Annotated in this window: 18 protein-coding genes and 1 pseudogene; 7 read left to right on the forward strand and 12 right to left on the reverse strand. The window is 73.8% G+C overall.

Annotated features, from left to right (window positions below; translation table 11 throughout):
- Positions 1–68: 68 nt before the first annotated feature.
- On the forward strand, positions 69–1,349 hold the full coding sequence (locus G7Z13_RS02005; RefSeq protein WP_165995439.1) for a streptophobe family protein: 1,281 nt from the start codon (positions 69–71) through the stop codon (positions 1,347–1,349).
- Here the strand turns inward: G7Z13_RS02005 and G7Z13_RS02010 are convergent.
- Entirely contained in the window at positions 1,346–3,751 is a 2,406-nt protein-coding gene (locus tag G7Z13_RS02010) for an FHA domain-containing protein (RefSeq protein WP_165995441.1), read from the reverse strand. The two genes, G7Z13_RS02005 and G7Z13_RS02010, sit on opposite strands and share 4 nt — an antisense overlap.
- Positions 3,752–3,813: 62 nt before the next feature.
- A complete protein-coding gene (locus tag G7Z13_RS02015; RefSeq protein ID WP_165995443.1) occupies positions 3,814–4,224 on the reverse strand; it encodes a hypothetical protein in 411 nt (136 codons plus the stop codon).
- A 182-nt stretch (positions 4,225–4,406) separates the two neighbouring features.
- On the opposite strand from G7Z13_RS02015, the pseudogene G7Z13_RS02020 reads away from it, so the two are divergent.
- Positions 4,407–4,764 (forward strand): annotated as a pseudogene (locus G7Z13_RS02020) (DUF1905 domain-containing protein).
- 96 nt (positions 4,765–4,860) lie between these two features.
- Here G7Z13_RS02020 and mgrA read toward each other — a convergent pair.
- On the reverse strand, positions 4,861–5,853 hold the full coding sequence (gene mgrA / locus G7Z13_RS02025) for an L-glyceraldehyde 3-phosphate reductase (protein ID WP_165995445.1): 993 nt from the start codon (positions 5,851–5,853) through the stop codon (positions 4,861–4,863).
- A 138-nt stretch (positions 5,854–5,991) separates the two neighbouring features.
- Between mgrA and G7Z13_RS02030 the strand changes: the two genes are divergently transcribed.
- The gene (locus G7Z13_RS02030) at positions 5,992–6,876 is read left to right on the forward strand and encodes a LysR substrate-binding domain-containing protein (RefSeq protein WP_165995447.1); all 885 of its coding nucleotides are present in this window, start codon (positions 5,992–5,994) and stop codon (positions 6,874–6,876) included.
- 194 nt (positions 6,877–7,070) lie between these two features.
- Positions 7,071–7,586 (forward strand): DinB family protein, encoded by a 516-nt coding sequence (locus G7Z13_RS02035; protein WP_165995449.1) that lies wholly within the window; start codon positions 7,071–7,073, stop codon positions 7,584–7,586.
- Here G7Z13_RS02035 and G7Z13_RS02040 read toward each other — a convergent pair.
- The 6 genes from G7Z13_RS02040 to G7Z13_RS02065 all read right to left on the reverse strand — a co-directional run bounded on the left by G7Z13_RS02040 (position 7,568) and on the right by G7Z13_RS02065 (position 12,877).
- A complete protein-coding gene (locus G7Z13_RS02040; protein ID WP_165995451.1) occupies positions 7,568–8,647 on the reverse strand; it encodes an adenosine deaminase in 1,080 nt (359 codons plus the stop codon). The two genes, G7Z13_RS02035 and G7Z13_RS02040, sit on opposite strands and share 19 nt — an antisense overlap.
- A gap of 48 nt (positions 8,648–8,695) precedes the next feature.
- Positions 8,696–9,109, reverse strand: coding sequence for a VOC family protein (locus G7Z13_RS02045; protein ID WP_165995453.1), 414 nt, complete (start codon positions 9,107–9,109; stop codon positions 8,696–8,698).
- 238 nt (positions 9,110–9,347) lie between these two features.
- A complete protein-coding gene (locus tag G7Z13_RS02050; protein ID WP_165995454.1) occupies positions 9,348–9,764 on the reverse strand; it encodes a lasso peptide biosynthesis B2 protein in 417 nt (138 codons plus the stop codon).
- Between the two features lie 751 nt (positions 9,765–10,515).
- Positions 10,516–10,773, reverse strand: coding sequence for a lasso peptide biosynthesis PqqD family chaperone (locus G7Z13_RS02055; RefSeq protein WP_206312977.1), 258 nt, complete (start codon positions 10,771–10,773; stop codon positions 10,516–10,518).
- Positions 10,770–12,641 (reverse strand): asparagine synthase, encoded by a 1,872-nt coding sequence (locus G7Z13_RS02060; protein WP_165995456.1) that lies wholly within the window; start codon positions 12,639–12,641, stop codon positions 10,770–10,772. Before G7Z13_RS02060 ends, G7Z13_RS02055 begins: the two co-directional genes overlap by 4 nt.
- 128 nt (positions 12,642–12,769) lie before the next feature.
- Positions 12,770–12,877 carry a keywimysin-related RiPP gene (locus tag G7Z13_RS02065; RefSeq protein WP_165995458.1) on the reverse strand — a complete coding sequence of 36 codons (108 nt, stop codon included), beginning with the start codon at positions 12,875–12,877 and terminating at the stop codon, positions 12,770–12,772.
- 510 nt (positions 12,878–13,387) lie between these two features.
- On the opposite strand from G7Z13_RS02065, the gene G7Z13_RS02070 reads away from it, so the two are divergent.
- Both G7Z13_RS02070 and sph read left to right on the forward strand, forming a co-directional pair.
- Positions 13,388–13,846 (forward strand): pyridoxamine 5'-phosphate oxidase family protein, encoded by a 459-nt coding sequence (locus tag G7Z13_RS02070; protein WP_165995459.1) that lies wholly within the window; start codon positions 13,388–13,390, stop codon positions 13,844–13,846.
- A gap of 109 nt (positions 13,847–13,955) precedes the next feature.
- Positions 13,956–14,942, forward strand: coding sequence for a sphingomyelin phosphodiesterase (gene sph, locus G7Z13_RS02075; RefSeq protein WP_240926084.1), 987 nt, complete (start codon positions 13,956–13,958; stop codon positions 14,940–14,942).
- A gap of 34 nt (positions 14,943–14,976) precedes the next feature.
- On the opposite strand, the gene G7Z13_RS02080 is transcribed toward sph, so the two are convergent.
- Complete coding sequence (locus tag G7Z13_RS02080; protein WP_240926085.1) at positions 14,977–15,252, reverse strand: hypothetical protein; 276 nt, start codon at positions 15,250–15,252, stop codon at positions 14,977–14,979.
- 392 nt (positions 15,253–15,644) lie between these two features.
- Here G7Z13_RS02080 and G7Z13_RS02085 point away from each other — a divergent pair, with 392 nt between their 5' ends.
- Positions 15,645–16,100 carry an archease gene (locus G7Z13_RS02085; RefSeq protein ID WP_165995461.1) on the forward strand — a complete coding sequence of 152 codons (456 nt, stop codon included), beginning with the start codon at positions 15,645–15,647 and terminating at the stop codon, positions 16,098–16,100.
- A 39-nt stretch (positions 16,101–16,139) separates the two neighbouring features.
- Here the strand turns inward: G7Z13_RS02085 and G7Z13_RS02090 are convergent, their stop codons facing one another.
- On the reverse strand, positions 16,140–17,549 hold the full coding sequence (locus G7Z13_RS02090) for an RtcB family protein (protein WP_165995463.1): 1,410 nt from the start codon (positions 17,547–17,549) through the stop codon (positions 16,140–16,142).
- Between the two features lies 1 nt (position 17,550).
- On the reverse strand, positions 17,551–19,314 hold the full coding sequence (gene polX, locus G7Z13_RS02095) for a DNA polymerase/3'-5' exonuclease PolX (protein WP_165995465.1): 1,764 nt from the start codon (positions 19,312–19,314) through the stop codon (positions 17,551–17,553).
- Positions 19,315–19,423: the final 109 nt, after the last annotated feature.

A 19,423-nucleotide genomic window follows, 5' to 3' on the forward strand; every position in this document is an offset into this window, starting at 1 on the left:
GGGCGCGCCCGGGTCGCGTACGGACCTCCCGGCGGGCGCGGCCTGCCGGTGCTGTCTAGCGTGGCCGTGTGAGCCTGCGAAACGCCGCCGGCCAGTCCGGCGCCCGCCCCGGTTGGGTGCAGGCCCTGGCCGTGACGCTGGCCGGGGTGCTCGCCATGGGCGTCGTCGCCGCGCTGGGGCTGTGGGCGGCCGGCGCGACCGACATTCCGGACGGCGCCTACCCGAAGGTGGTCGCGGCGACCGTGGTCGCCGCCGTCGGCGGCGGCGTCGAGCTGTCGGGCGGCGCCGGGGCGCTGGCCGGGGCCGAGGGAGGCCTCACGGTGATCCCGCTGTCGGTGACGCTGGTCGGCGCGCTGGTGTTCGCCGCCGGGTTCCTGCGGCCACTGCGGCACCGGGCGGTCGCGGGGCCCGGGGAGCTGGCCGGCTGGGCCGCGCGGATCGGTGCGCTGTGGCTGCTCGCCCTGACCGGGCTGGCCATCGCCGCCCGCCACACCTTCCGCCTCTCCCTCGGTGAGGGGCTGATCAGCGACCTCGGGGAGCTGTTCGGGATCGAACCTGAGGTGGGATTCACCACGGAGGTGCTGCCGACCGTCGTCTTCGGCGTGCTGTGGCTGACCGGGGTGCTCGTGGTGGCGCTGCTCGTCGCGCGCGGGATTCCGCTGCCGGGGCGGCTGTCGCGGTGGCGGGAGGCGGCGGGCCCGGCGGCGTACGCGATGGTGGCGCTGCTGCTGGCCTGCGCCGTGCTCGGTGTCGTCATCGGTGTGGTGGCGGCGATGACGCGCGGGCGGCCCGTGGAGACGCTGGCGGTCGTCCTGCTGGGGTTGCCGAACCTCGCGTGGCCGGCGTTGACGGTCGGGCTCGGGGCCACCTGGGACGGCCGGGTGGAGGGGCCGTTCGCGCTGCCGATGCCGAACGTGCTGGACCGGGTGATGCGGTCGGGCGAGCTGAGCGCGGTCGACCTGGGCACGCTCGCCGAGCACGACGGCCGGGTGTGGTGGCTGCTGCCGATCGCCGCGGCGCTGCTGCTGGCGGCCGCGTGTCTGTTGGCCGTCCGCTCACCCGCCGGGGTCCCACTGTGGCGGCACGCCGTCCACATGGCGGTCGCGCTGCTGCTCACGGTCCTCATGATCTGCCTGCTCGGCCGGGTCTCGGCAGCCTTCGGACTGTCCGTGCTGGGCATCGGGGACCTGGGCGGCGACCTCTCCCAGCACCTGTTTCTGCGGCCCCGCTGGTGGAGCGCGCTGGGCTTCGCCGTGCTGTGGGGGCTGGTGACGGGCTTCCTCGGCGGGCTGATCGCCCGCCGCCTGCCCCGGCCGGACAGCTCGGACCGGGCGCGCGACGCGCGCTAGCCCGTCACCGCGCCGCCCCTCCCCCGCCGCGGACCCGAGGTTTCGCGCGCCGGCTGCCGTGCCCGCTTGCGCAGGGCCGGCGGATCCCGGCGGCGCAGCAGGCGGGAGACGAGGGCGCCGAGGGCCGCGGAGAGGGCGATCAGCATGGTGGCGGCGAGGAGCCAGACGGGGGTGGAGTGGGTGAACAGGGGATCGCCGGTGAGGTCGCCGGGCGCGAGCCGGGCGAGGCCGAGGGTGGCGGCCATCGCGCCGAACGCCCAGCGGGAGGGCACGAGCCAGGCCGCCTGCTCCAGTACGGGCACGCCGTCCAGCTTCAGCAGGGCGCCGCAGAAGACGACCTGGACGAGGGCGAGCAGGACCAGCAGCGGCATCGTCACCTCTTCCTTGCGGACCAGTGCGGAGACGGCGAGGCCGAGCATCATCGCGGTGAAGGCGAGGAGGGCGACGGCGACGGTGATCTCGGCGAGCGGCCGGGTCAGCACGCCGTCGCCGCCGGGGGCGTGGAGGTCGACACCGAACAGCGCCACCAGGGTGAGCAGCACGGCCTGGACCACGGTGACCGCGCCGAGCACCACCACCTTGGACAGCAGATACGCCCGTCCGGACAGGCCCACGGCGCGTTCCCGCTCGTAGATCACCCGCTCCTTGACGAGTTCGCGGACCGCGTTGGCGGCGCCGGTGAGGACCGCGCCGACGCACAGGATCAGCAGCACGTTCAGGGCGTTGCTGCCGGTCAGCTCGTCGCCCGCGAGGGCGCGCGCCATGGCGCCCATCACGAACGGGAGCGCGATCATGACGGCGAGGAACACACGGTCGGCGGCGAGGACGGCGCAGTAGCGTCGGGTCAGGGTGCGCAGCTGGGCGCCCGCCCGGCGGGGTCTGGGCGGCGGCCCGATGATCACCGGGCCCGCGCGGGGCAGCCGGGGCTGGACGCCGGCGTCGGCGACGTAGCGCCGGTGGAAGGGCGAGTCGCGGTACTCCGCCGCCCAGTCCCGGTCCCGGTCGAGGCCGAGGGCCTCGAAGGCCTCCGGCCAGTGCGTGAAGCCGAGGAAGGCGAGGGCGTCGCCGGGCGGGCCGTAGTAGGCGACCCTGCCGCCGGGGGCGAGGAAGAGGAGCCGGTCGCAGACGTCGAGGCTGAGCACGCTGTGGGTGACGACGATGACGGTGTGGCCGTCGTCGGCGAGGCGGCGCAGCATGTGCATCACCGAGCGTTCCGTGCCGGGGTCGAGGCCGGAGGTCGGTTCGTCGAGGAAGAGCAGGGAGGGCTCGGTGAGCAGCTCCAGGGCCACGCTGACCCGTTTGCGCTGGCCGCCGGACAGGGTGTGCACGCGCCGGCCGGCGCCGGCCTCCAGGCCCAGCTCGCGGATCACCTCCTCGACGCGGGCCTGGCGCTCGGCCTTGGCGGTGTCCTGCGGGAAGCGCAGTGCGGCGGCGTAGGAGAGGGCGGCGCGGACGGTGAGCTGGGTGTGGAGGATGTCGTCCTGCGGGACGACTCCGATGCGCTGCCGCAGTTCGGCGTAGTCGTGGTACAGGTCGCGGCCGTCGTAGAGGACGGTGCCGTGGTCGGCGGGCCGCCGGCCGGTGAGCGCGTTCATCAGGGTGGACTTGCCGGCGCCGCTCGGTCCGACCACGGCGAGCAGGCACCTCTCCCCCACCGGGAAGGAGACGTGGTCCAGCAGCCGTCTGCGGCCCCGGTCGACGGAGACGGTGAGGTCCTGTACGTCGAGGGAGATCACGCCGGTGTCGACGTACTCCTGGAGCTGGTCGCCGACGAGGCACAGGTCGGAGTGGCCGATGCCCACGATGTCGCCGGGGTGGACCGCGGCGTGGGTGACGCGGGTGCCGTTGAGGTACGTGCCGTTGTGGCTGCCGAGGTCGGCGATCTCGTAGCCGCCGCCGGTGCGGACGCGCAGCTCGGCGTGGTGCCGGGAGACGGTCAGGTCGTCGACGACCAGGTCGTTGTCGGCGGCGCGGCCGATGCGGACCGTGCGGGCGCTCAGCGGACGCACGCCGGCCGGGTGGCGGAAGGTGTGGGTGAGGGCGGGCCGGGAGACCCCGGCGGGGCGTTGGGCGGCCGGGCCGGTGACTGGGCTGAGCACGATGCGGGGGCCGTCGGTGGGGCTGCCCAGGCGGATGACGGTGCCGGGGCCGACGCCCCACTGGTGGACGCGCCGGCCGTCGGCATAGGTGCCGTTGGTGCTGTGCTGGTCGTGCAGCGTCCAGTGGTCGTCCTCGGGACGGAGCACCGCGTGGTGCCAGGAGACGCGGTCGTCGTCGAAGGCGATGTCGCTGAGGGGGTCACGGCCGACGCGGTAGTCGTGGGCCGGGGTCATCACGGTGATCCCCGTCTCGGTCTCCAGGACGAGTTCGGGTGCCGTGGACGCGGCCGGCCGCTCCGCCATGCCCCGGATTCTACCGATTCGCCCCCCTGCGCGCCTGATCGTCGCAGGTCAGGAAGGTGCGGTCAGGCCACGGGCATGACCAGTGCCGGGACGGTCCGCTGCATGCGCAGGGCGTCGACGGACTCGGCCAGCAGCTCGTACTCCGTGGTGTCGTCGCTGACGGCGATCCGCACCAGCCGTCCGGCCGCCAGCTCGTCGGCGACCAGCTCCTGCCGGTCCGCGTCGGCGCACCAGGAGCGCAGTACGGCGGGCACGTCGGTCACCGTGTCCCCGACGGGGACCAGGGCGTTCGGCGGGTAGGGGGCGTCGCCGGGGTGGGGGTCGAGCCGTTCGGCGATCCAGGTGGCGCGGTCGCGCAGCCACCACAGGGCGAGGGCCAGGGTGGGGGCCCGGTAGGTGCCCAGCGGCACTCCGATGCGCTGCCCGCCGCAGGTTCCGTAGGCGGTGACATGGCACAGGAATTCGTCGTGCACGTTCTCCTCCCCCGTCGCGTCGCTCGCCGGCCGGTGGTGTCGCGCTTTCCGTGCGGCTCCTGTGCGGTGAACTGCCCCTGGGGTCGAGTATCTTCACTGTTGAACCACTGTCACCATGGCTTTCCGGCCAGTCTCCTGGCATATTCCCGGCGGCTCGATTGGCCGGATCGTGACGGCCCGCGATGAGTTTTCCGGCGCGCCGGAGTCCCCCTCGTAGGAATACGACGGGAAAAGCGGACGTGGAATTCACCGCGGTGTTGACCAAGAGCCCGGAGCAGGACGGCTGGACCTATGTCGTCTGGCCGGAATCGGTCGCCTATTTCGGCACCCGGGGATTGGTCAAGATCCGCGGGACGATCGACGGACACCTCTTTCGCGGCTCTTTCATGGCCCTGGGCGACGGCACGCACACATTGCCGGTCAAGGCGGAGATCCTGCCGGGTGATCGGAAAAGAGGAGGGCGACACGGTGACCGTGCGCATCGTAGGAGCGGCTGAGTTCCTGATCGAGAAACCGGGATGCCCGGAGAGGGCGACGTGACCGTCTCCGGGCATCGGGGGAATCGTCCTGGGCCGTGAGGACCGCGTCGACAAGGTTGGGACGAGCGGCTCGGTCAAACCGTGACGACCGGCTCGGTCAGGCCGTGACGACCGCGTCGATGCGGGCCAGTTCGTCCGCGTCGAAGTCCAGGTTCTCCGTCGCGGCGACGCTGTCCTCCAGCTGCCGCGCGCTGCTCGCGCCGACCAGCGCGGAGGTCACCCGGCCGCCGCGCAGCACCCAGGACAGCGCCATCTGCGCCAGCGACTGGCCGCGGGACTTGGCGATCTCGTCGAGCGCGCGCAACTTGCCGACCAGCTCCTCGGTCAGCGCGTCGGAGTTCAGGAACGGGCTGTCGCTCGCGGCCCGCGAGTCCTCCGGGATGCCGTCGAGGTAGCGGGCGGTGAGCACGCCCTGCTCCAGCGGGGAGTAGGCGATGGAGCCGACGGCCAGCTCGTCCAGCGCGTCGAGCAGGCCCTCCTCCTCGGGGCGGCGGTCCAGCATCGAGTAGCGCGGCTGGTGGATGAGCAGGGGGGTGCCCAGCTCGCCGAGGATGCGGGCGGCCTCGCGGGTCTGCTCCGCGGAGTAGTTCGAGACGCCGACGTACAGCGCCTTGCCCTGCTGCACGGCGGAGTGCAGGGCGCCCATCGTCTCCTCCAGCGGAGTCTCCGGGTCGGGGCGGTGCGAGTAGAAGATGTCGACGTAGTCCAGACCCATCCGCTTCAGGCTCTGGTCGAGCGAGGACAGCAGGTACTTGCGCGAGCCCCACTCGCCGTACGGGCCGGGCCACATCAGGTAGCCCGCCTTGGTGGAGATGACCAGCTCGTCGCGGTACGGCGCGAAGTCGGCCCGCAGCGCCTCGCCGAACGCGGACTCGGCGGCGCCGGGCGGCGGGCCGTAGTTGTTGGCGAGGTCGAAGTGGGTGACGCCGAGGTCGAAGGCGCGGCGCAGGATGGCGCGCTGGGTCTCGACCGGGCGGTCGGGGCCGAAGTTGTGCCACAGGCCGAGCGACAGCGCCGGAAGCTTGAGGCCGCTGCGTCCGGTGCGCCGGTAGGGCATGGTGGCGTAGCGGTCGGGGTGTGCGGTGTACAACGCGACTCCAGAGGGGTTGGCACACGTGAGACGGCTCCGGGGCCGGAGCCGTCCGAACCGTCCCCTACTCTGGCGTGACCTGCGGCCAGTGGTCCAACAGAAGAATCCGATGGGATTCAGCGACTACGCTTCTCGGTCATGGAACTGCGCCAGCTCAGGCACTTCCTCGCGGTCGCCGAGGACCAGCACTTCACCCGGGCGGCCGAACGGCTCATGGTCTCCCAGTCGGGTCTCTCGGCGTCGATCCGCGCGCTGGAGCGGGAGTTGCAGACCCCGCTGTTCGTGCGGACCACCCGCCGGGTGACGCTGACCGAGGCGGGCCGGGCGCTGCTGGTGGAGGCGGAGCGGGTGCTGGACCGGGTGCGGGCGGCGCACGAGGCGGTGGCCGCCGTGCAGGGCGTGCTGCGCGGCACGCTCGCGCTGGGCACCGAGCAGTGCATCGCCGGGGTGCCGGTGGCGGGGCTGCTCGCCGCGTTCCGGCGGCGCCATCCGGACGTGGAGATCCGGCTGCGGCAGGCCGGTTCGGGCGCGCTGGCCGAGGAGGTGGCCGCGGGGCGGCTGGACCTGGCGTTCGTGGTGCGTACCGACACGGACGCCGAGCACCTGCGGGCCGTGGCGCTGACCAGTGAGCCGATGACCGTCCTGTGCCACGCGGACCACCCGCTGGCGGCGGCCGGCGCGGCCGTCACCCCGCAGGACATCGGCGGTGAGGTGTTCGTCGACTTCCACCCCGACTGGGGGCCGCGCCGCACCACCGACGCGGCGTTCGCCGCCGCGGGCGTACGCCGGACGGTGGCGCTGGAGGTGAACGACGTGCACAGCCTCCTCGACCTGCTGGACGAGAACCTGGGCATCGCCGTCGTCCCCCACCACTTCCACCACAAGCGCCCGTCCCTGACCGCTCTTCCCCTGAAGGGCACCGGCGAGGCCGCCTACGAGACGGTGGCCGTGCTGCCCCCGCCCGAGGCGACCAGCCCGGCCGCGCGGGCACTGATGGCGCTGCTGGAGACGGGGAGCGCGTGAGTGGTACGCCGGCGGACGGCGGGCTGACGGCGGGCGAGGAGGCGTCCCGGTCCGGCGGTGCGCTTTCCGCCTGCGGCACGCATCGGTCCGCGGGGCGCATCGGTGTGCGGCCCGCATCCGCCCGCGGCGGCTCCGTGGTGGTCCGGCTGCCGGAAACGGGGGCGCCCGGGGCGCGTCCGGGTCATGGTGGACGTATGCATGCGAAGGACGTCCTCATCGACGGCTACGGCCGTATCCAGGAAGAAGTCCATGCCGCGGTGGACGGTCTCGGGCCCGAGGAACTGAACGCCCGGCCGGCCGGCGGCGCCAACTCCATCGCCTGGCTGATCTGGCATCTCACCCGGGTCCAGGACGACCACATCGCCGACGCCTCCGGGCTCGACCAGGTGTGGCTCGCGCAGGACTGGGCGAAGCGGTTCGGGCTGAAGCTGCCGCTGGGCGACACCGGGTACGGGCACAGCCCGGCCAAGGTCGCCAAGGTGCGGGTCGACTCCCCCGACCTGCTGACCGGGTACTACGACGCCGTGCACGAGCAGACGCTGGGGTTCGTGCGCGGGCTGACCGCCCGGGATCTCGAACGCGTCGTGGACGAGAACTGGGATCCGCCGGTCAGCCTCGGCGTACGGCTGGTCAGCGTCCTGTCCGACGACCTCCAGCACGTCGGACAGGCCGCGTATGTGCGCGGGCTGCTTCAGAGCGCGGCGGCGTAGCCCGGCAGCACGACCTCCTCGATGAGGGCCTTGCGCTCGTCGAACGGGATGAACGCGCTCTTGACCGCGTTCACCGTGACCGTGCGCAGGTCCTCGACGGTCCAGCCGGCCTGCTCGACCAGCAGGGACATCTCGCGGGTCATCGTCGTGCCGGACACCAGGCGGTTGTCGGTGTTGAGGGTGACCCGGAAGCCGAGGTCCTTCAGCGCGGTGATCGGGTGCTCGGCGATCGAGGTGGCGCAGCCGGTCTGGAGGTTGGAGGTGGGGCACATCTCCAGCGCGATCCGGCGGTCGCGCACCCAGCTCGCGAGGCGGCCGAGCTTGCCCGCCGCGAGGTCGGGGATGTCCTCGGTGATGCGGACGCCGTGGCCGATGCGCTGGGCGCCGCAGACCTGGAGGGCCTGGTGGATGCTGGGCAGGCCGTGGGCCTCGCCGGCGTGGATGGTGAAGGGCACGCTCTCGCGGCGCAGCAGCTCGAAGGCGGCGAGGTGGTCGGCGGGCGGGAAACCGTCCTCGGCGCCGGCGATGTCGAAGCCGACGACACCCGCGTCCCGGTAGGCGACGGCCAGCTCGGCGGCCTCCTGGACGCGGTCGAACATCCGCATGCCGCACAGCAGGGTGCCCACGCGGACCGGCGTTCCGGCCGCGGCGGCCTTGGCCATGCCCGCCGCCAGCCCCTCCTGCACGGTCTCGACGACCTCACGCATCGTCAGCCCGCCGTTGGTGTTCAGCTCGGGCGCGTAGCGCACCTCGGCGTAGACGACACCGTCGGCGGCGAGGTCGAGGACGTACTCCTCGGCGGTGCGCAGCAGGCCCTCGCGGGTCTGCATGACGGCGAGGGTGTGCTCGAAGGTGGCGATGTAGCGGACCAGGTCACCGGAGTTGGCGGCCTCGTAGTACCAGGCGGCCAGCTCGTCCGGGTCGGTGGTGGGCAGGGTGTGGCCGACCTCCCGGGCCAGCTCCACGACGGTGGCGGGGCGCAGGCCGCCGTCGAGGTGGTCGTGCAGGACGGCCTTGGGGAGGTTGCGGACGAGGTCGGTGTCTATGCGCGTAGATGACATGGTGCGGTGCGTTCCTCGGCGGTTCGGTGTGCGGATGGGCGAAGGAGGTCAGGAGACGGCGGGCTCGGCGGACTCGGCGGGCTCGAGCAGGTCCCAGCGGTTGCCGTACAGGTCCTGGAAGACGGCGACCGTGCCGTACGGCTCGTGCCGGGGCTCCTCGAGGAAGGTCACCCCCGCGGCGCGCATCCGGGCGTGGTCGCGGGCGAAGTCGTCGGTGTGCAGGAAGAAGCCCACCCGGCCGCCGGTCTGGTCGCCGATCCGGTCGCGCTGGGCGTCGCCCTTCGCGCGGGCCAGCAGCAGCCCGGTGCCGGCGTCCCCGGCCGGGGGCTCGACGACCACCCAGCGCGAGCCGTCCGGCCGCGGCGCGTCCTCGACGAGCCGGAATCCCAGGGCCTCGGTGTAGAAGCGGATCGCCTCGTCGTAGTCGTCGACGACGAGGGTGACCAGGGCGATGCGACTCATCGGGGCACGGAACCTTTCGGGGCGGGGCGGGAGCCGACGGCATCCGGGGAGGGATTGACGGGAGAGGTTATACGTAAAACCTCGCGGATGCCAGTCTTGGTTCCCGTTGCCGCTCGCGGGCATCTCACGCCCGGTCCGGTCGGCCCCGGTGCCGCATTCGCCACCGGTCACACGGAGCCGCCCCGGGGGCGGACGGCCTGCCCGCCGGGCCCGGGGCGGAAGATCCTCCGCTCCGAGGTCACTCCACGGTGAAGAACCGCTGGAAGTAGTCGGCCGGTGCGCCCTCACCGACCAGGACGCCCTCCGCCTCCACCCACGCGTGCGCGGCGAACGGCGGATGGGTACGGACGCCGACACACCAGGTCGGCCAGTGACCGCGCAGACGGCACAGCAGCACGGTGGCCAGCGAGCGGGGCAGGCAGCCGCGCTGTCCGCCGGCGGACAGGCTGACGGCGAGGACGGTCTCGCGGGCCCGGGCGGCCTCGGCGAGGGTGGCCGGCCGGGCTCCCCTGCGCAGCCGGAGCAGCACCGCGCGGATGCGGGCGGGGGGCTGCCGGGCCAGCAGATGGGCGACGATGACGACCAGCCGGGTCACCGTCCGCCGGCCGAGGGGCACCGACCGGGGGTCGTGCGGGACTACTTGCGAGGTGGACACTGCTGCTTCTCCTCCGGAGACGGAACGGCTTGTCCTGCCGCGGTGACGGTCGGGGAACCCCGGCTTCCCTCCGGGGGCGGGTCGGGGGTCCGCCCGCACCTGCTCGGGGCGGGGTCCTCCAGGGCGGGGGTGCGGCGAGTGGCGGGGCGGACTGGGCGGGTCGGGGTGGTGCTGGGAGAGGAGGCTGCGGCGGTGCTGGGAGCTGGGTGTCGGCGGGCTGCGGGCCTAGCGGAGGGACAGCGGCGGGTGCCGGAGCGGGGCCGTGGCGGGGCCGTAGAACCGACCCGCGCGGGAGCCTGACCGGGCGGAGCCGCGAACGGACCGCGGCGGGTGCCCGGCGCGGGACTGCGGCGGCGGGGCGGTGCCCGCAACCGCGCACGGCACCCACGGCGCCGTCCGCCCGGCCGGACCACGACAGGTCCGCGAACGACATCACTGCAGATGCCACGAGTCGCACCACGGCGGGCTCCGTGAGCGGACCTCGGCGGGCGCCGCGAACCGGTCCCCTCACGTGCCTGAGACCGGTGCGGCCGCCGGTACCGGTGCCGTGCCGGAACGACCGCCGTATCGGTGCCGGGCCGCCGCCGCGACCACCGCCGTGCCGAAGCCGGCTCGCCACCGGCGCCGCCACCGGCACCACCACCCTGCCTGCACCGGACGCCACCGCCACCGCACCGCTGCCGTTGCCGTTGCCGCCACCCGCCACCGCTGCCGGCGCCGGCGCCGGCGCCAAGGCCGATGCCCGTGCCGGTCAGCCGGTGAGGAGTTTGGCGGCGCGGAGTTCCTGGCAGATGCGGGCGATGTCCTCCTCGACCTGCTCGGCGCTCACGTCGTACGTGCTGGTGAGCGTGGCGACCGCCGCTTCCGTGGTCGTGCCGTCGAGCAGGGTGCGCACGATGAGCGCGGCGGTGGGATTGAGGGTGTAGTACTCGCCGCTGTTCTGGTCGAGCAGGGCCATGCCGTACTCGGTGTCGGCCGTCACCACTCCGGGGCGCAGCGTCATCGTCATGCCGTGATACCTCCCGTGTCGGTTGCCGTCGGCCCCACCGGGCCGCGGTTTCGTTCGCGTGCGCGCAGCCACACCTCGCAGCCGACGGTCGGATGCAGCAGCGCGCTCTCCAGATCGGCGGCGAGCGGCCGCAGGCACCAGTCGCGCAGGGCGGCCACGTCGACGAGGCCCAGCTCGCGCAGCCGGGAGTCCTCCCACAGGGCGAGCAGCGAGGCCCGGTGGCGGCGCAGCCCCGTCTCCTCCTCGAACGCGGCGTGCGCCTTGGTGGTCCGGCGGCGGGCGGCCTCGGGCACGATGCCGCGCATGGCTTCCTCGATCAGTGGTTTGTACCGCCAGGGCGTCACCCGGTCCTGGGGGCGGACGGCGAGGGCCGCCTCGACGAGCAGGTCGTCGTAGTAGGGGGCGGCGAAGGTGACGCCGAGCGGTTCGGACATCTGCTGGACGTGCCGGGCGAACCGGGCCAGCGCGCGCAGGGTGACGAGTTCCCGGTGCCCGCCGTGGCCGGCGCTGAGCGGTTCGGCGTGTGCGGCCTGTTCGCGGAGGAGGTCCCGCACGGCATCGACGGCCCGCCCGGTGGCCCACGGGGGCAGCCGGGGCGGGATGCCCCAGTCGAAGAGCGGCACGGACAGGTCGGGCTGCGGGCGGGTGAGGTCCCGCGCGATCAGCTCCAGCCAGGAGCCGTACGAGCGGCGGTCGAGCAGCTGGGCCAGGGCCGTCCGGCGGGACCAGCGGTGCCGGGTGGTGAAGCCGCGGGCGAGCCGCCAGGCCGTGCGGGGGTGGCGGGGCAAGAGTCCGTGGACGTGGGCGGAGGCGCCGCTGAACAGTTCGTCGCCGCCCATGCCGCTCAGGTGCAGCGGGGAGCCGCGCTCGGCGGCCCGTTCGACGATGAGCATGCGGCGGTGGCGGTTGACGGCGTACGGCGACGGGGTGTCGAGCTCGTCGTCCAGCGCGTCCACGCGGTCGAAGGTCAGGGGCACCTCGGTGGCGGGCACGACGTGGTGCTCGACCGTGTCCAGTTCGGCCACCGTGCGCCGCGCGTAGGTCACGTCGTCGCCGAGGACGTCGTGGACGGCGGCGGTGTACGCGACGGTCTTCGCGCCCGCGCGGGCGGCGGTGGCGACGACGGCGGTGGAGTCGACGCCGCCGAGGTCGGCGCTGACGAGTTCGCGGCCGGCGATCCGTACGGCGACCGCGTCGGCGAGCCGGTCGCGGACCAGCCGGGCGCCCTCGGCGAGCGGCAGGTCGGCCGGCGGCGGGGTCCAGCACCGGCTGGTGCGCAGCCGCCCGTCGCGGTCGAGCAGGACGCGCCGGTCGCCGGGTACGACGTCGACGCCGCGCCAGACCGTCTGGATGGTCAGCGGGTGCAGGATGCCCGGGCTGAGCAGTTGCACGGCCAGGCGGCGCTCGTCGAGTTCCGCGTCCGTCAGGGCGGCCAGGATGTCCGCGCGGTCGGAGACGAGGTGTGCTCCGGCGGCGCGGGGCGCCCTGGCGGCGAAGACGCTGCGCACTCCGGTGACGGTGCCGCGCACCAGGGTCCTGCCGCCCCAGCTGGCGATCAGGTGGTGGCTGCCGGGCCAGGTCCGCGCGCGGTCCTCGGCGGCCTCGGGCGATCCGGCGCGGGCGGCGCGCGCCGCCTCCTCCTCGGTCACCGCGTGCTGCCCGAGTACGGCGAGCTGGACGGTCCCGCACTGCGCCGTGGTGAGGGCGTGGGCCGGCCAGCGGCCCATCAGCCAGGGGCGGCCGGACGCGTGCGGCAGTTCCCGCACCCCGTCGGACCTGGCTCGGGCGGCGAGGGCCGCGACGGCGTCCGTGTCGGGGAGGACCAGGAACCAGCCGGCCCCGGTGGGAAACGACAGGCCGGTCACCATGGAGCGGGTCCTTTCGGTCGATGAGGGTCCGGCGGCAGGAGCGTGGGCGGCACCGAAAGGCGCCGCCCACGTTCTCGACCACCCTCCGATTTACGTGTACATGTCAATCAGAGAGCCGGTGAGGAAGATCAGAGCAGGCTGTGGCCGCCCAGCAGGTCGGGGCTCCCCTGCCCGGCCAGGCCCGTGACCTTCTGGAAGTCGCCGACCTTGGTGAGGGTGGGACGCTCGTAAGCCATGGTCATGATCCCTTCGTTGACGGATGTGCGGCTTGGCGCCGCGCCTGGCATGTGAGCCGGCGGCCCGCGGTGGGGCGGGGCGCCGACGCTGCACAAAGCTAGGCGGGCGGTTTCCCTCGCCACAACAGGCACCACGAGCCATCAGGGCTCCACTCACACCCGTCACAATCGCCACTGTTCTTCCCTCACGTCACACGATCGCGGCGCCCCGTCATACTTGCCACCGACCGGGGTACCAGCGACGCCCTCGCCGACCGGCGGAAGCCGGTTCCGGCCACGCAGCGGACCGGGCCGGCGGTCCCCGCGCCGGGGGTGACTCCCCTGTGACGTCGGATGATGCGGTGGTGAGCATTCCGCTCGGCGCGCGCGGCAGGCGAATCGTCGCCCCACTGACCGAGAACCCACCCTTGCGGCGCGGCAGCGGCTCACGTCCGGCCCAGGACTCACGGCCGGGCGGCCCTCCGTCTCCGTACCGAGGCGCGCCGGTCGCGCGGGCCGTACCGTCGCCCCATGAGGATCACCGGCCCCCCGCGCACCCCCGCCCAGCGCAAGCAGGACGTCCTGACCCGGCTGGAGCGGGAGGAGGACGTCTGGGTGGCGACCGCGGACGGCGGCGGGAAGCCGTGGCTGGTCGCGCTGTGGTTCCTGTGGGACGGGGAGGCGGTGTGGCTGGCGACGCGGGCGACGAATCCGACCGGGCGCAATCTGCGCGAGGGCCGCGGGGTCCGGCTGGCGTTCGGCGACACCCGGGACGTGGTGCTGATCGACGGGGAGGCGGAGGTCTTCACGCGGGAGGATGTGCCGGCGGAGACCGTGCGGGCGTACGTCGCCAAGTACGGATGGAATCCGGGCGAGGACGCGCCGTCGTACGCGTACTTCCGGGTGCGGCCGCTGGTCGTGCAGGCGATGCGCGGGGAGTACGAGATGACGGGGCGACAGGTGATGCGGGACGGACGGTGGGTCAGCTGACGCCTGCCCGACATCTCGTCCGCGCACGGTAGTTACCTGAGAGTAACCGCCGGTGGTTTGATGTGCGGCGCCACTCAGCCCGTTCCCCCTTCGCCCCCAGGGAGATCCCGTGCCGCTGTCCATCGCGCGCCGCACCCCCGGCGCCGCCCTGCTCGCCCTCGCTCTCGCCACCGCGGGACCCGCGGGGACGGCGCCCGCCGCCACGGCCGCCGAGCAGCCGCCGCCGGTGCGGGTGCTGTCGTACAACGTGTTCCTGTTCAGCAAGAGCCTCTACCCGAACTGGGGCCAGGACCACCGGGCGGCGCAGATCGCGAAGGCGCCCTTCTTCCGGGGCAACGACGTGGTCGTGCTCCAGGAGGCCTTCGACAACACCTCCTCGGACGCGCTCAAGCGGGCCGCCTCGGCCGCCTACCCGTACCAGACGCCGGTGGTGGGCCGGGGCAAGGACGGCTGGGACGCGACGGGCGGCGCCTACTCGTCCACGACCCCCGAGGACGGCGGGGTCACGGTGCTCAGCAAGTGGCCGGTGCTGCGCCGGGAGCAGTACGTCTACCGGGACGCCTGCGGGGCGGACCGGTGGTCCAACAAGGGCTTCGCGTACGTCGTGCTGAACGTGAACGGGGCCAGGGTGCACGTGCTCGGCACGCACGCCCAGTCCACCGATCCGGGCTGCGAGCCGGGCGAGGCCGCAGCGACGCGCAGCCGCCAGTTCACGGCGATCGACGCCTTCCTGGACGCGCAGAACATCCCCGCGCACGAGCAGGTCCTGGTCGCCGGCGACCTGAACGTGGACGCGCGCAGCGCCGAGTACGCCTCGATGCTCGCCGACGGCGGCCTGGTGGGCGCCGAGGCCCGCACCGGGCACCCGTACTCCTTCGACACCGAGGAGAACTCCATCGCCCGCGACCGCTACCCCGACGACCCGCGCGAGGACCTGGACCACATCCTGCACCGTGCCGGTCACGCCCGGCCGGCGGTGTGGAGGAACGACGTGGTGAAGGAGACGTCGGCGCCCTGGACGGTGTCGAGCTGGAGCACCTCGTACACGTACACCAGCCTGTCCGACCACTATCCGGTGACCGGCCGGCCGGACTGAGCCGGTACGGCCCAGGGGGGCGGGCGCGGTCCGGTCAGGGCAGCAGCTGCCGTACGAGCGCGTCCGCGGCCCAGCGCTCCCAGCGGTCCGGGGTCCAGCCGCGGCCGGTGACCAGCAGGCCGTACGTCTCCGGGCCGAGGACGGTGACCGCGATGTCCGTGGCGGACGCCGCGTCGTGGCCGTCGCGCAGGGCCGTCTTGGCCACCAGGGCCTCGGCGAACCGGAGCTGGACGGTGTGCCGCTGCTCGCGGTTGAGCCGCCACAGCTCGGCCAGCGCCCGGCGGGCGGCTCGCCGTCGCCTCGTGGACACCGGACGGGATCATGGGCCGGATCGCCCCGACGGTGCTGCGCCATCTGGAGACCCCGGCCGCCGCGGACGGGCCGGCCCGGTGGGGCGTACCCGAGCGCGTCGAGTCATGGTCCGCGCCGCTGCCGGTGACCGTGCGCTGTCGCCCGGCTCGGGTGCGGATCAGGTATCCGTGGGTGGCGCACGCCGTGTCCGTCTTCGAGGCCAAGCCCGGTCCGATCCGCGCCCACCGCCGGGCCCTTGAGCGCGCCGGACGCTGGGACCGGGCCCCGCCGGCCTCGCCGCCCTGTTCGCCGCGCACCACCGGGCCGACGACGGCAGTCTGGTGTTCGACGCGGCGTATCTCCTGGTGGAGGGCCGTGTGGGGGCGGGGAGGGCGGGGAACTCGGCGGGGCATGGTCGGTGACACGGACGACGACATCGCGGTGCGGCGCCGGGGTACGAGCGGACACCGGGCGTCCGGGCACACGGCCGACGTACGGATCGAGGCGTGGGGCGCCGACCGGGACAGCTGCCTGCTCGAAGCCGTACGGGGCCTGGTGGAGTGCTTCGCGGACGTCACCGGGGCGCGGCCGTCCGGGGTGTCCCGGGCGCGGCTGCCCGACGAGGGCGACGAGGAACTGCTGGCGGCCCTGCTCGACGAGGTCGTCTACCGTCTGGAGGTGCGCGGCGAGGTCCCCGTCGACGTGGCGGCCGGGTCCGCCGAGGGCGCGCTGGACGTACGGTTCACCATGGCGGACCTGGACAGCGTGGAGATCACGGGGGCCGTGCCGAAGGCGGTCGCCTGGCACGAGCTGCGCATCCGGCCGGACGCGTACGGCTGGTCGTGCACGGTGACGGTCGACGTGTGACCGGCGGGGGCGTTTGCCTGGCAGACGCCCCTGACGCGCTCAGCCCTTCACCACTCCCAGCGGCACCAGCCGGGCCACCGTGCGGCACAGCCCCGCGCCCTCGCTGGCGGCCACCACCGCCGCGACGTCCTTGTACGCCTCGGGGGTCTCCTCGGACAGGCCGCGCCACGAGCGGGGGCGCACGGCGATGCCCGCGCGTTCCAGGCGGGCCCGCAGTTCGCGGCCGGTGACCGTGCGGGCGGCCTCGTGGCGGCTCATCCGGCGGCCGGCGCCGTGGCAGGTGGAGGCGAAGGCGTCGCCGCCGGTGACTCCGGCGAGGACGTAGGAGGCGGTGCCCATGGTGCCGGGGATCAGCACCGGCTGCCCGGCCTCGCGCAGGTCGGCCGGCAGGTCGGGGTGGCCGGGCGGGAAGGCGCGGGTGGCGCCCTTGCGGTGCACGCACAGCCGGCGGGGCCGCCCGTCGACGGGGTGGGTCTCCAGCTTGGCGAGGTTGTGGGAGACGTCGTACACCAGGGACAGGCGGGCGCCCGCGGCGCGCCGGAAGATCCTGCGGGCGGCGTGGGAGAGCAGTTGGCGGTTGGCGCGGCCGTAGTTGGCCGCCGCGGCCATCGCGCCGAGGTAGGCGCGGCCCTCCGGGGAGTCGACGGGGGTGCAGGCGAGCTGCCGGTCGGGCACGGTGATGTGGTAGCGGGCCATGGCGCGGTCCATCGCCCGGACGTGGTCGGTGCAGATCTGGTGGCCGAGGCCGCGGGAACCGCAGTGGATCATGACGCAGACCTGTCCGGTGGTGATCCCGAAGGCGGCGGCGACACCCTCGTCGTACACCTCGGAGACCTGCTGGACCTCCAGGAAGTGGTTGGCGGAGCCGAGGCTGCCGACCTGTCCGAGGCCGCGTTCGCGGGCCCGTCCGCCGACCTCGCACACCTCGGCGTCGCCGACGGCCCCGCCGTCCTCGCAGCGGACCAGGTCGCGTTCCTCGCCGTAGCCCCGGTCGACGGCGTAGCGGGCGCCGCCTTCGAGGATGCGGTCCAGTTCGCCGGGGCCGGGGTGCCAGACCCCGCCGGGTCCGGCGCCGCGCGGGATGGCGTGGTCCAGGCCGTCCATGATCGCGCCGAGCGCGGGGGCGAGGGTGGCGCGGTCGCAGTCGGCGGCGAGCAGGCGTACGCCGCACGAGATGTCGAAGCCGACACCGCCCGGGGAGATCACCCCGCCCTCGTCGACGGCGGTGGCGGCGACGCCGCCGATGGGGAAGCCGTAGCCCCAGTGGATGTCGGGCATGGCGTACGAGGCGGTGACGATGCCGGGCAGGGTGGCGACGTTGGCGACCTGGGTCAGGGACTGCTCGGCGTCGGCGAGCAGGTCGCGGGAGGCGAAGACGACGCCGGGCACCCGCATGGCGCCGTGCGGGTCGAGCCGGAAGCGGTGCGGGGTTTCCTCGACGAGTCTCATGTCATCTCCCTCGGCCCTTGCGCAGGAAGCGGCGCAGCCGGGTGAGCGGCCAGGTGTTGATCACGTCGTCCGCGGTGAGCCAGCCGCGCTGGGCGGTGCCCACGCCGTAGCGCAGGTTGGGCAGGTGGACGACGGCGTGCGCGTCGCTGTCGACGGCGAACCTCACCCCGTGCCGCCTGGCGCGCAGGATGTCCTCGTCGCGCAGGTCGAGCCGGTCGGGGTGGGCGTTGATCTCCAGGGCGGTGCCGGTGCGGGCGCAGGCGGCGAAGACCGCGTCGAGGTCGGCGTCGATGCCGGGCCGCTTGCCGATGATGCGGGTGGTGGGGTGGCCGATGACGTTGACGTGCGGGTTCTCGCAGGCGCGCACGATCCGGCGGGTGAGGGTGTCGCGGTCCTGGGTGAAGTGGGAGTGGACGGAGGCCACGCACAGGTCGAACCCGGAGAGGAAGCCGGCGGGCCAGTCGACGTCACCCTCGGGTCCGATGTTCAGTTCGGCGCCGTGCAGCAGGCGCATGCCGCCCTGTCCGCCGGTGGCCTGGCGCCGCCCGTGCCGGCCGTAGGCGCCGTCCAGTTGGCGGACCCGTTCCCGCTGGGCGAGCATCCGCTCGTCCGTCATGCGCTGCATGGCCATGTCGGGTCCGTGGTCGGTGATCGCGTAGTAGGCGTAGCCGCGCGCGGCGGCCGCGGCGACCATCTCCTCCAGCGGGGCGAGCCCGTCGGTGAGGTCGGTGTGGGTGTGCAGGTCGCCGCGGAGGTCGTCCTCGGTGACCAGTTCGGGCAGTTCGCCGCGGAGTCCGGCCTCGATCTCGCCGCGGTCCTCGCGCAGGGTGGGCGGGATCCACGGCAGTCCGAGCCGGGCGTAGACGTCCTCCTCGGTCTCGGAGACGATCCGCTCGCCGCTCTCGGCCTCGAACAGGCCGTACTCGGAGAGCTTCAGGCCCTGGCGCGCGGCGAGTTCACGGGTGCGGATGTTGTGCGCCTTCGACCCGGTGAAGTACTGGAGGGCCGCTCCCCAGACGTCCGGCGGTACGACGCGCAGGTCGACGGCGAGGCCCTTGGCGGTGCGCACGGAGGTCTTGGTCCGGCCGCGGGCGGTGACCTCGGTGACGAAGGGCAGCGCGGTGAACGCCCGCATCAGGGGGCCCGAGTCCTCGGCGGCGGCCAGCACGTCGATGTCGCCGATGGTCTCGCGGACGCGGCGCAGGGAGCCCGCACAGGCGCAGCGCCGGCAGCCGGTGACGGCGGACAGTTCGCCGACGATGGTCTCCGCGGTGTCCATGGCGACGTCGATCAGTACGCGGTCGCCGGCGGACCGGAGCAGGGCGACGCCGTGGAGGATCTTCTCCTCGGTGCGCGGCCCGAAGCCCTTCAGGTCGCGCAGGCGTTCGGCGTGGATGGCGTCGACGAGTTCCTCGACGGAGGCGATGCCCAGTTCCTCGTAGAGCACGTGGGCCTTCTTCGGGCCGAGGGTGGGGATGGCGGTCAGCCGCCGGACGCCGGCCGGGATCCTCGCGCGCAGTTCCTCGACGGCGGACACGGTGCCGTCGCGGACGTACTCGACCACCTTCTCGGCGACCGACCTGCCGACGCCGGGAATCTCCTGGAGCCCCTTCACGTCGAGGCCGGCGACATCGGTGTGGTGGCCGCCGATCGCCCGGGCGGCCTTCTCGTAGGCGCGTGCCTTGAACGCGTCCCCTCCGGTGATCGAGATCAGGTCCGCGTACTCGGCGAACAGCGCGGCGACCTCGTCGTTGGAACGAGCCACGCTTCCAGAGTAGGCAGGGACGGGGCGTTGAGGCGGGTGAGAGGAGAGGCCGGGGGAGGGTGAGGGGGCAGCCGGCCCGGGGGCGGGGTCAGGCGGCCGTGCGCATGTC

This window comes from Streptomyces sp. JB150, assembly GCF_011193355.1.
In the GTDB taxonomy this organism is placed as follows: Bacteria; Actinomycetota; Actinomycetes; order Streptomycetales; family Streptomycetaceae; genus Streptomyces.